This is a genomic window from Acinetobacter sp. 1000160 (assembly GCF_000588715.1).
Classification (GTDB): domain Bacteria; phylum Pseudomonadota; class Gammaproteobacteria; order Pseudomonadales; family Moraxellaceae; genus Acinetobacter; species Acinetobacter courvalinii.
This window is the reverse complement of record NZ_JFWP02000008.1, coordinates 28,484-40,313: the sequence shown is the minus strand read 5'-3', so window position 1 is coordinate 40,313 and position 11,830 is coordinate 28,484. Positions and strand designations below refer to the sequence as shown.

The following is an 11,830-nucleotide window of genomic DNA, read 5'->3' as shown; positions in this document are numbered from 1 at the left end:
TAATTTAAGGAGATTCTCATGGCGACGATGCAATGTGATGTTGTAAGTGTTAAAGAGTCGATTTACTCTGGACAAGTTACGATGTTAATCGCAAAAGGTGCGGGCGGTGAGCTTGGTATTTTACCAGGACATGCGCCACTCGTAACTTTGCTCCAACCGGGCCCGATTCGTGTTCAGTTGGAAAATGGTACAGAAGAAATCGTTTATGTATCAGGCGGTGTGTTAGAAGTTCAACCTCACGTTGTGACCGTGCTTGCAGATACTGCAATTCGCGCTGACAACTTGGATGAAGCGGCAATTATGGAAGCTCGTAAACAAGCTGAACAATTGCTAGCGAACCAAAAGAGTGACTTGGATTCTGCTGCTGCGCTTGCTTCGCTTGCAGAAACTGCAGCTCAGCTTGAAACGATTCGTAAAATCAAAAACCGCGCACTTTAATTATTGCTGGTTCGAGATTAAAAAAAGCCACCGTCAGGTGGCTTTTTTATTTTGTCTTTTCTATGCATAGAAAAGGAATGAAGTTTAGTTTTTGTTAATTCACATCAAATATAGTTAAGTATTACTTCATAGTGAAATAATTTTTTGACATAAAGATGTTATCTAAATTCAAGCTAGATGACTAAATATGTTAGAGATTTATATGATTGTTGGCTTTATGCTAGCCGCCTATTCAATTATTGCAAATGATGCAATTCAAACTTTAGGAACTTTTATTTCATCGAATAGTCAAAGACCTTGGTGGGTTCTTTGGCTTTTTGCCAGTAGTATTTTGATCGTTGTACTATTTTATGGTTGGTATACTTCAGGCGTATGGGATGCTTCATATCAACGCTTAGATAAAATTCCATTTCCTGAGGGTGGGTTGACTTGCTTATATATTGTTCCGCCAATTGTGATTTTGATTCTGACCCGTTTTTCTATTCCTGTGAGTACGACCTTTTTAGTTCTAACCGTATTTGCTCCAAGCAGCTTAGGATCAATGCTCACGAAGTCATTAATGGGATATGCTGTAGCGTTTGTTGTCGCGATCTTGGTTTATCGCTATGTCGTAAAACATTTAACAGAACATTTTGATCGCACAGCAGGAGAGCCTGCGCCACAATATTGGCTTGCATTACAGTGGATATCAACGGCATTTCTTTGGAGCCAATGGCTTATTCAAGATCTAGCGAATATTTTTGTATATTTGCCCCGTCAGGTTTCAGTTGAGTGGATGTCTTTTGCGACTTTGATTTTTGTTGGTTTGTTAGGTTTTATTTTTTATCATAGTGGAGGGGCAATTCAGAAAATTGTTACCTCAAAAACAGGAACAACTGATATCCGTGCAGCAATCATTATTGACTTTATTTATGCGATTATTTTATTAATCTTTAAAGAGTGGAGTAACGTCCCAATGAGTACTACATGGGTATTCTTAGGTTTATTGGCCGGACGTGAATTTGCCATTTCTATGCATATGTTTAAGCCATCTATTTATGAAACGGCTAAAATTGTACGTTCTGATGCAATGAAAGCCATGCTAGGTTTGGTGGTCAGTGTTATTTTGGCTCTTGGATTACCATGGTTGTATAGTATGACCTCAGCCTAACAATCAAATTAAATTTACTCTGAGCGGGAAGAAAGCTTATCTAATTCGAAAGTTGGCTTCCCGTTTCTATGTGTATACCTATTAAGCGTTTGAATCATCTTTATTGCCGAGTACCAAAGTTGCCAGTTTCACCATATCCATTTGAATGGTATTGAACTGTTTCTCGATCTTGGCAAAATCAATTTTGGAAAGATCGGTTTGACCATGCAATAACGGCATATTGAGCAGTTGCTGATTTGCACTCAATAAACTTTGGCGGATCTGATCGACTTCATTACTTTTCAAATTTAACGATAATAAAGCGTCATGTAAGCCATGCAGTTCCTGGTTTAAATCGCCTGTTGTATGCTGTAATTTCTGGACATTTTTATCTTGGATTGCTTGTTCAAGATTACTTTGTGATTGCTTGAGCAGGGTGACATAGTCATCAGTTTCAATTTGCAACTTGGCCATATCGCGGGCGATATTCAGCATATTACCCTTGCTCAGGTTTTGAGTGTCCTGAGCAATACTTGCTTCACGTTCTGTATTTTCAGAAGTTGTGATTGATTGTTCAATCTCAGTGTTTTGCTCAGCTTGCTCATTGTCATGAGGGACCTGATCACAACCTACCAGTGCGAATAGACTCACCAAGGTGGTTACTGAGAGAATGGCTTTGATAGAGAAACGTTCCATCATGGCTGAACTACACCAGATTATGAGAAGAGCGTCACTATAATGAGAAAATGTGGAGAAAAAAGTGATTTTTGCAATTCATCAACAGTTTGATCTAAGAAAATAATAGAAGGAACTGTCTAGGAAGTTAAAAGAAAAGAACAGATAAACTATTCTTTTCTCTATATTTTTAATGCTTATTTTGCTAGTTCAGCTTCAATCGCGCTCACAATGCGTTCATCGTCTGCCGTGATATCAGGTGCAAAACGGGCAACCACTTCACCCTTCTTATTGATGAGGAATTTTTCAAAATTCCATAATACTTCAGGTGGGTTGTTTGGTGTTAAGCCGTAATCAACCAGATCTTTCCACCAAGGGCCTTCACCTGTACGCTCAGGAATGGCTTGAGTCAAGGTTTGATATAAAGCATGCTTATCATCACCCGCAACCGAAATTTTGGCGAAAAGTGGGAAATGCACGTCATAATTTAGTGAGCAGAATTGCTGAATTTCCTCATTGCTGCCCGGTTCCTGTTCCAGAAAGTTGTTGGCAGGGAAGCCAAGAATTTCCAGACCTTGATCTTTCCTGACCTGATAAAGTTTTTCCAAGCCTTCGTACTGCGGGGTTAAACCGCATTTAGATGCAACATTGACGATCAAGAGTACTTTGCCTTGATATTGATCAAGATCAACATCCTGACCTTTAATGTCCTTAACAGGGATGTGATAAACCGACTGACTCATGAGATAGGTCCTAATTTGTTGTTGTGACAATACCCGTTTGTTTTAACTGCTATTGCTGCAGAGTGCAATGCTGTTGTTATGAATCCATACAAATAATCAGAAAAACCAAGCCTTTATTCTAGAGAGAAGCATTCTTTAGCTGAATCGGAGTTTGTCCGGTATAGCGTTTAAAGAACTCAATAAAGCTGGAACTGTGGTGATAACCCAAAGCAAATGCTAACTGTTTAATGGTCATCCCTTGGCGGATCTGATTGATCGCAAAAATGATTTTTGCCCGATTACGCCATTCTGATAATGACAGTTGCAGCTCTTGCTGGCTGAGACGGAGTACATGACGCTCACTGACCGCAAAATTTCCTAAGACTTTCTGCAGGCTGAGTTGAAATAAAGCTGGATCTGACAGTTGCTCCAGAATTGGCGCGAGAACGGGATGGGTACTTTGCGGAAGATAATGCGAATAAGCAGGGGCCTGTTTCAGTTGATCATATAAAACTTGCAGCAGGTGCTCCAGATACTCGGGTGCAGCAGCCAGTTTTTGCTGTTCCAGAATATGGATCACCAGCGCACGGAAAAAAGGTTCAATACTAAAACAGCGGCAAACATCGCCTAAAAAAGCGCCGAGCCGCGGATGTAATCGAATACAGATATAGTGAATTTCATGCTCGACGGGCAGCGACTGATGTTCGGTACGCGGTGGCAGCCACAATCCATAGCTGGGCGGAGACAAGTAATATTGCCCTTCAATATCAAACTCTAAAGTCCCGTTTAAACTAAAGTTAAAATCTCCCCAGATGGAAGAATGCGGGCTGACAATATCATCTTTTTGATATAGAAATTCATGCACTTCTATATCACGTAATAAGGGAAATTGTTCAGCAACATTCTGCTTCATCCGGAGGGACTCACTATTAGTTTTCACATGTCATTTTAGGATTATTCAAGCCTTTGGCTAAAGTAAAGATACTGATCAATGCCAGGGCCACAAAGCTGATGACGCCATAAATCAGGATATTTTCATTGAAATGGTCGACCACATAACCGCCGAGTAAGGAACCGGTCGCAATCATGACCTGGAACATGCCGACAAACAAAGGCATGCCTTTTTCTACCGCATGCGGCGCGTGCACAAACATCCAGATATTGGCTGAGGTAGGGAAAGCGCCGAAGGCAAAGCCCCACAGTGCGGTTAATACAATCGCACCAAACTCATGAATCGCAAAGATCGGGAAACCAAAGAACACAATCGCAAAACAGATCCCGACAAAGGCAAGGGTATAGCGTACATTCAGGTTACCACTATAGCCTGCAAATGCATTGCCGAAAATACCTGCAATTCCATAGAGTAATAACAGCGAGCTGATGGTGGTACCGTTAAAGCCTGCAATGTTTTTAAAGAATGGTGCCAGATAGCTATACGCACAAAAATGCGCGAGACCAATCAGTAATACGATTAACATGCCACTACGGGCTTTTGGCGTGCGCAATAATGCAGGTAAATCACGGAAATGAATGGCAGATTCAGGTTTCAGTTCAGGCAAGCAAATCAGCTGGACCAGCAATACAATCAAACCAATAGCAGCAGTAATACCGAATGCACTGCGCCAGCCATAAAACTCGCTGAGCCAGGTGCCGATTGGAACACCAAGCACAGTGGCAAAAGTCACGCCTGCCATGACGATGGCAGTGGCTTTAGCGATGGGTAAATGAGGCGGCGCCAGTTTGCCACTCAAGGCAATCGCAGTTGCCCAGAAACCACCAATCGAAATGCCTAACACCAAACGGCTTAACAGTAGTACATGGAAGCTCTCTGCAAAGGCGGTAATGGTATTAGCAATCACCATGATTGCGGTGAGTAAGATCAATACATAGCGTCGATCGAGCTGTTTGACCGATACGGGTAACAGTGGTGCTGCAATCGCAGCCATCACCCCGGGAAGGGTAATGATCAGACCTGCTGTACCGACTGAGATCTGCAGGTCGGCTGCGACACTATTGAGTACGCCGACAGGTAAAAATTCGCTGGTGACCAATGCAAAGGCCGCAATGGCAACCGCCAAAATGGCGTACCAGCTTCCTTGTGTGGTTTGCGTGGGCTGCTCGTCTGATGAGGTGGATGCTTGCATGGGATTTTCCTGATTTGTCAGCACAAGGATAAAAGCTAAAGATCAAATTTTATTTTATAACGATCGTTATGAAATAAAATAAAGAATAAAACTGGATCCGTCAATTAATTTTATAGTGATCGTTATGAAAATATCTGGGCCACTTATGCGAATTGTGCATGAGCTGCCATAATAAATACGCAGGAGATTGTTCAAGAAAAATACAGTCGCCCTGAATCATGGGAGTGGGCGAACTGTAAAAGAGGAAAAGTAAATTTCTGGATTGTTCTCACAGATCAAACAGAAGTCGTTTAATTTCCTGTTTGATCTGTAGCTTAAGGATTAATTTTTATAAGTGACTTTGGGATTATTTAAGCCCCGTGCCAGTGTAAAGATCAGCACGAGTGAACAAAGTACCAGTGGGAGCATGGCAAAAAATAAGATGGTGCCATCAAAATGGTCAACAATCAGACCACCGAACATGCTGCCCAACGCAATCAGGATTAAAAAGGTTAAAGTCACCATCGGCATGCCTTTTTCAACCGCTTCAGGCGCATGGGTAAACATCCAGATATTCACCGCAGTTGGAATAATCCCGTAGGCGAAGCCCCATAAAGCCGTTAATACAATCGCAAGCATGACATTGGCCCCGACTAGCGGAAGCGCTAAAAATGCCAGCAAGAACGCAGCGCCACTGACTGCAAAGGCATAACGGATATTGATCTGGCCGAGGTAGCCTGCAAAAACATTCCCGAAAATGCCTGCAATGCCATAGACCAGCAGTAAACGGCTAATCAGGCTATCCGAAAAATCGAGCTCATGTTTAAAGAAGGCTGAAAAGTAGCTATACGCAGCAAAATGCGCAAAGCCCATAAACAGAAAAATGATCAGGCCTTTACGGGCGGCAGGGTGTTGCAGCAGAATCGGCAGTTCTTTCCAGCGCAAAGATGAAGACGGTTTGAGTTGAGGCAGATAAAGGTACTGGAAGATCAAAAGCAGGACACCCATAAGGGAAATCGCCGTGAAAGAGGTTTGCCAGCCATTATATTGAGCCAGCCATGTCCCCATCGGTACCCCTAATACGCTGGCTAAGGTCACCCCGAAAGCCACCCAGGCAGTCGCTTTGGCAATGGGTAAATGCGGTGGTGCCAGTCGACCGCTTAATGCCACGGCTGTTGCCCAGAAGCCTCCCACCGCCACACCCAAGATGACACGTCCAAACAATAAAATCATGAAATTAGGTGCAAATGCAGTCAGCAGATTGGCAATAATCATCAACAGGGTAAGCATCAACAGCAAGGTACGCCGATCGAGTGTCTTCGCCGAAACTGGAATCAGTACCGCAGCAAACATGCCGACGATCGCAGTTAAAGAAACGGTAAGACCAGCTGTTCCAACCGAAATTTGAAAGTCACGTGCGATGTCATTGAGGACACCAATGGCCAGGAATTCACCTGTCACCAAGGCAAATGCACTAAAGGTGACGGAAAGTAAGGCAAACCAGTTCCCTTGAGATGGATTGGATTCAAGTGCACTGAGGTCTGCCGGAGTGGAGTTTTCCATAATAATTCCCTTTATTGTTATAGGGATAACAATAAAATTGAAAAAACATTAGTTTTTATAACGATCGATATAAAATAAAATAGTTGATTAAAGTTGAGTCGTCAATTAATTTAATAATGATCGTTATGAAATATTTGTGACAGCTATGACCAATGCACATGAGCCAACAGTAGCACCCTGTGATGACAGCTTGAAAAAAAAGCGTGGTCGTCCGAAGTGTTTTGACGAACAGCAGGCGCTGGAAAAAGCGATGTTATTGTTCTGGGCGCATGGCTATGAAGCGACCTCGATCAGTGATTTGACTCAGGCTCTGGAACTAACTGCGCCGAGTCTATACAGTAGTTTTGGTGATAAAGCCGGGCTGTTTTATAAATGTATTGATTATTATCTGGCCCATGAAGCCTGTCCGATTGTTCCTATCTTTTTAGAAGCCAAAACCGCCAAAGTTGCATTTGAGCTGTATCTATATGACAACGTCAAACGTTTGGCGCAACCCAATAAACCTGCAGGCTGTATGCTGGTGGTGGCGACCATGAACTGCTCGGATAATGCGCAGGCAGTGCAACACAATATTCTGGAAAAACGTTTACAGACCAAGCAAAAACTGTTGGAGCGTTTAGAGCAGGGTGTGGCGGATGGTGATCTGGCGGCAACCGCGCCTTTACAGGAAATGACCGACTTCTATGCAACGGTTGTGCAGGGGCTAACCATTCAGGCTCGAGATGGGGCAACGGTTGAGCAACTGCATAAAGTAGTGGAACATGCGATGCGAGCCTGGGAGCTGTTCTAAGCAGCAATGTCGTGAGCGCGATATAAATGTCTGAAATACGATATTTCAATTATTTTGGACATCTACCACAATACATCCATTGCTGAGATATTGTGAGAAAATGATGGGTCAGTTTAGCAAATACCAAAAATGGGCATTTGTATTGCCTTTGATTGCGGTGTTGATTTGGTCACTTAACATCGCGGTAACGCGCTACGTGGCCGATTATATTTCACCGGTCAGTATCAGTTTTTATCGCTGGTTTGTGGCCTTCCTGATCTTGACACCCTTTATGTTGCCCAAGGTCTGGAAGCAACGTGCTTTGATCCGCCCCTTCATCCCCAAGCTGGCGGTACTCAGTGCATTTGGTATGGTGCTTTATCAAGGTTTGTCTTATACCGCAGCACATTATACCACCGCGACCAATATGGGCATTGTGAATGCCTTTGTGCCTATTTTTACCATTTTTATCTCCTATCTCATTTTAAAAGATGCACCGAATCGCTATGCAATTTTCGGCAGTTTACTGTCTTTTGCCGGTCTGATTTATGTGATGAGCCAGGGCCGTATTGCCAGCCTGTTTGAGCAGGGCGGTCACTGGGGCGATGCCGTCATGGTCTTGGCGGTAGGATTTTATGCTTTCTATGGGGTATTTCTGAAAAAATGGCAAGTCCAGCTGCCATTGATGACCAGTCTCTATGTACAGATTGCTTTTGCTTTGTTGTATCACGTCCCATTTTTACTGTGGCTGGGGCTAGATGGCATCAATGCTGACAATGCCGCCAGCGTGCTCTATGCCGGTGTGTTCCCGTCATTAATCGCACCGTTATTGTGGATGGTTGCTGTGCAGGCGATCGGGCCAAACCGGACCAGTATTTTTATGAACCTGATGCCGGTATTTACTGCCATTATTGCCAGTCTGTGGCTGTCGGAACACTGGACCATTTATCATACCATTGGTGGTGTGATGATTCTGGTGGGCATTATCATGGCACAGAAGAAAACCGTAAAAGCTTCGGTGAAATTGGCAGAGTCAGCGTCGTAAAGATGAATTTAAAAGGTGCTTTTGTTTAAAAAATAAACAAACGCACCAATTTATTTTTTAAATGATTGTTCTTTGTATCTGATTTGCAACTATATTTTCAAAGATCAGCAAAGTTTATGCTCAAAAAAAGCTGAATAAAAATAAAAATATAATTTTATTAAAAAGGCGAAAGTGACAAAAAAGGTACGCTTTTCACCTTTTTTGTTAGATAAATAATATATTTGTATAAATGAAATGATTAGCTCATAATACCAGCCACAGCAAGATCATTCATTTTAGAATGAATAAGTTGCTCACCGAATTGATGAACCCTCTGGATGTGATTATACACATCCTTTTTATGCTCAGTTATCCCTATATAACTGAGCTTTTTTTTGTCCGCTATTCACCTAATCAGGCGCGAACAATTTCACCCGTGAGCGCGTTTAAAATGCGACTCGGTTCACGGCTGAGACCCAGATCGCCTTCAAGATAATGTAATGCATCGCCAAAATAGGCTTGGGCCTCTGCCAGACCATGGGCTGGTGTCTGACCTGCGGGATTGGCACTGGTCGAGACAATAAACCCACCAAAATCCTGACACAGTTGCATACATAAAGGATGCGTGGTGACACGCACCGCCACCAGCGGATGCTGGCCTTTGATCCAGGTCGGGATGTGCTGATCGGCAGGCAGTAGCCAGGTGGTGGCACGTTCAGTTGGCTGGCGGTTAGACCAGCTATTGATCACTTGCTGACGAAGCTCGGAAGCTAAACCCTGTAGTAAATGTTCGACCTGATCTAAATGGCCGGCCAGTAAAATCACGCCTTTTTCAACGGGACGATGTTTGAGTTCCAGAATATCCTGAAAAGCCTGCTCATTGTAGGGATCACAGCCCAGTCCCCAGACCGCTTCGGTCGGGTAAGCCAGAACCTGTCCTTGTTGTAAAAGTTGTGCTGCTTCAGCAATAGAGGACGTCATCATAGGGAGAATGAAACGATAAAAGGGAGATGTGAGTAGTTTAATGCATTGGGCGGCAACGTAAATAGCGTCCTGCCTGTTGCATGCTTAAACCGAGTAATTCCAGTTCCATTAATTGGGCAGTTAATTCAGCAATAGGTGCAGAATAGCGTTGCGCCAGCTGATCCAGATCCTGTCCGACCCAGTCTAAAACCTGATACAGCTCAATTAAATGTGCGGGTAGTGTTGGCGGTGCCGAGCTGCTTTCTGTTGCTGGCTGCTGCTGTGCTTGCCATTGCGTCGGCAAAGCCAGATCTTCAATCACCTGTTCAGGATGATCGACCAGAATCGCGCCTTCGCGAATCAATTGATGACAGCCCTGATGATGTTCACTATAAATATGTCCAGGAATGGCGAATACCATTTTGCCCTGAGTGGCTGCTTCATTGGCGGTAATCAATGAACCGCTTTTGAGCGCGGCTTCGACCACCAATCCCCCCAGACTCAAGCCACTGACAATCCGATTGCGTCGTGGGAAATGTTGTTGTAAAGGCATGGTGGTGGGTAGAAATTCAGTCACAATCGCGCCTGACTGGCGAATCTGTTGCGCGAGTTGTTTATGCTGGGCAGGGTAGACACTGTCGAGTCCTGTACCCGTCACTGCGATAGTGCGCTGATGCGCCAGTCCACCCTGATGCGCGGCCTGATCAATCCCATGTGCCAGACCACTACTGATATAAAAACCCTTTTCACTTAAATAGTAAGCAAAATCATAAGCCACTTGTCGCCCATGAGGACTCGGCTTACGACTGCCGACCATGGCAATCTGGGGTTGTAATAGCGCTTGGGCCTGACCCTGTCCAAACAGGATCGGTGGGCGGTCGCTATAAGGCAGTAGCTGCGTCGGATAGCCAATATCGTCGGGCGTTAAAATAAAATCACTATGACGGCAAATCAGTTGTAGCAGTTGTTCAAACTGTTGCTGGCCTTGTGCGGTCTGAAATTCTTTTAGACGTTTTAAATGGTTGGCATGCAGACCCAGTTGCTCCCATTCCGAAAAACGCTGCGGTTGGGTTGCCTGTTCACAGCTGCCAAAATATTGCTGAATTTTGTGAAAGCTGGAAAGCGAATGTTGAACCAAGTACCACACCAGCACGGTAGGGTAGTGATGAGGCGATAATTGATTCAACATTTGAGACCTTAATCGTCGAGACGTGGTGGCTTGATGTCTGAGCCCAGCTTGATCGGTAATTCGCTTTCAAGTACGTAGGCATAGCTGATACGGTCAAAGCTTTTAAAGATCATGGCACTCCCTAAATACTGGCCGGGTAGTTTCACTTGCTCTTTGGTTTTTGGATCACGAACGGTTTCGCCATCTTGATAGATACTGAATACCTGACCGACCTCAATCCCATCCACAGTGCCACGATCAACAGTCACGACACCATTTTTTGCGGCTGTACCGATCGAACCCATCACCCGGATGATTTTACCGCCGTCTTTGACCTGATTGGCATCGGTTGGGTAGAACAGGGTTGGTAACATGGCATCTTGTTCAAGCATGACCCGGTCACCGCGACGCACTTCGCCGTTATAACTGTCGGTCAGTTCAACCGTGGTGATGTCATTTTCACTACGAATGGCCACACCTGAAGCGACTTGGGTCAGCTCAATGCCAAGATTCTGCTTCTTGCCATTCTGATCCAGAACGATATAAGGCTCGCCTTCACGGAATACGCCATAGCGTTGACCATTTTCAAGGCCCTGACCACGCACATAAACACTTTGACCTTTACCGGCCATAACACGGTTATCCGCGGTGCCCAGGATATAAGGGGTGTTGGCAATCGCCTCTGCAGGCAGTACCGAAGTGCGTTCCAGCCATTGCTGAATATGGGTCAAGGGGATAACCGGGACGCTATTGTTCAGTGCTTCAATACGGACTTGCGGGCGCAGGGTCGCGGTATTGCCGGTATAGCGACGAATGATACCGTCACAACCGTCACCTTCATCTTTACCAATCAATGGTTTACCGTTCAGGCTACAGAGTAATAAGCGATCACCCGGATAAATCCAGTGCGGATTCTTCACATGTTTGTTGCTTGCCCAGATTTCAGGCCAGCGCCAGGGCTTCTTTAAAAATTTGCCGGAAATATCCCACAGCGTATCGCCTTTTTTCACCACATAAACATGCGGAGCGCCTACTTTAACTGCAGGTGGGCTGACATTCGGGCTGGCAGCATGGGCAAAATTGACAGTCATTCCCAATCCCGCACAAATTGCAGCCGCAATCAGTTGTTTTTTTAACCCCAAGGCATGAAAAGATGGTATGCCGTTTAAAACCTTTTTCATTATCATAATTCCTAAAAATTATGTGTGTAGTTGCGCTATAATAACGACTTTACACACAATTTTTTTGATCAAGCA

General features: G+C 44.4%; 12 protein-coding genes. 4 read left to right on the top strand and 8 right to left on the bottom strand.

The window, feature by feature from the left end; translation table 11 throughout:
* Nucleotides 1-18: 18 nt before the first annotated feature.
* Together J699_RS04100 and J699_RS04105 are read left to right on the top strand one after the other, a co-directional pair.
* Nucleotides 19-438, top strand: a complete 420-nt coding sequence (locus J699_RS04100; protein WP_005228378.1) for a F0F1 ATP synthase subunit epsilon — start codon at nucleotides 19-21, stop codon at nucleotides 436-438.
* Nucleotides 439-625: 187 nt separating this feature from the next.
* On the top strand, nucleotides 626-1,588 hold the full coding sequence (locus tag J699_RS04105; protein ID WP_032870994.1) for a hypothetical protein: 963 nt from the start codon (nucleotides 626-628) through the stop codon (nucleotides 1,586-1,588).
* 81 nt (nucleotides 1,589-1,669) lie between these two features.
* Here the strand turns inward: J699_RS04105 and J699_RS04110 are convergent, their stop codons facing one another.
* The 5 genes from J699_RS04110 to J699_RS04130 all read right to left on the bottom strand — a co-directional run bounded on the left by J699_RS04110 (nucleotide 1,670) and on the right by J699_RS04130 (nucleotide 6,650).
* Nucleotides 1,670-2,266, bottom strand: coding sequence for a hypothetical protein (locus J699_RS04110; protein ID WP_032870996.1), 597 nt, complete (start codon nucleotides 2,264-2,266; stop codon nucleotides 1,670-1,672).
* A 173-nt stretch (nucleotides 2,267-2,439) separates the two neighbouring features.
* On the bottom strand, nucleotides 2,440-2,985 hold the full coding sequence (locus tag J699_RS04115; protein ID WP_032870999.1) for a glutathione peroxidase: 546 nt from the start codon (nucleotides 2,983-2,985) through the stop codon (nucleotides 2,440-2,442).
* Nucleotides 2,986-3,103: 118 nt separating this feature from the next.
* Complete coding sequence (locus J699_RS04120) at nucleotides 3,104-3,877, bottom strand: AraC family transcriptional regulator (protein ID WP_032871001.1); 774 nt, start codon at nucleotides 3,875-3,877, stop codon at nucleotides 3,104-3,106.
* A 16-nt stretch (nucleotides 3,878-3,893) separates the two neighbouring features.
* The gene (locus J699_RS04125) at nucleotides 3,894-5,108 is read right to left on the bottom strand and encodes an MFS transporter (RefSeq protein ID WP_032871002.1); all 1,215 of its coding nucleotides are present in this window, start codon (nucleotides 5,106-5,108) and stop codon (nucleotides 3,894-3,896) included.
* A 321-nt stretch (nucleotides 5,109-5,429) separates the two neighbouring features.
* Entirely contained in the window at nucleotides 5,430-6,650 is a 1,221-nt protein-coding gene (locus J699_RS04130) for an MFS transporter (protein ID WP_032871004.1), read from the bottom strand.
* Between the two features lie 136 nt (nucleotides 6,651-6,786).
* On the opposite strand from J699_RS04130, the gene J699_RS04135 reads away from it, so the two are divergent.
* Both J699_RS04135 and J699_RS04140 read left to right on the top strand, forming a co-directional pair.
* Nucleotides 6,787-7,440 (top strand): TetR/AcrR family transcriptional regulator, encoded by a 654-nt coding sequence (locus tag J699_RS04135; protein WP_165569319.1) that lies wholly within the window; start codon nucleotides 6,787-6,789, stop codon nucleotides 7,438-7,440.
* A 103-nt stretch (nucleotides 7,441-7,543) separates the two neighbouring features.
* Nucleotides 7,544-8,464, top strand: a complete 921-nt coding sequence (locus J699_RS04140) for a DMT family transporter (protein WP_032871005.1) — start codon at nucleotides 7,544-7,546, stop codon at nucleotides 8,462-8,464.
* Between the two features lie 393 nt (nucleotides 8,465-8,857).
* Here the strand turns inward: J699_RS04140 and J699_RS04145 are convergent, their stop codons facing one another.
* Genes J699_RS04145 through J699_RS04155 form a run of 3 tightly spaced genes read right to left on the bottom strand, consistent with a single transcriptional unit; the run spans nucleotide 8,858 to nucleotide 11,755 of the window.
* On the bottom strand, nucleotides 8,858-9,427 hold the full coding sequence (locus J699_RS04145; RefSeq protein ID WP_032871008.1) for an L-threonylcarbamoyladenylate synthase: 570 nt from the start codon (nucleotides 9,425-9,427) through the stop codon (nucleotides 8,858-8,860).
* A gap of 37 nt (nucleotides 9,428-9,464) precedes the next feature.
* Nucleotides 9,465-10,595, bottom strand: a complete 1,131-nt coding sequence (gene dprA / locus J699_RS04150) for a DNA-processing protein DprA (RefSeq protein ID WP_032871009.1) — start codon at nucleotides 10,593-10,595, stop codon at nucleotides 9,465-9,467.
* Between the two features lie 8 nt (nucleotides 10,596-10,603).
* Nucleotides 10,604-11,755 carry a LysM peptidoglycan-binding domain-containing protein gene (locus tag J699_RS04155; RefSeq protein WP_005228394.1) on the bottom strand — a complete coding sequence of 384 codons (1,152 nt, stop codon included), beginning with the start codon at nucleotides 11,753-11,755 and terminating at the stop codon, nucleotides 10,604-10,606.
* Nucleotides 11,756-11,830 lie beyond the last annotated feature (75 nt).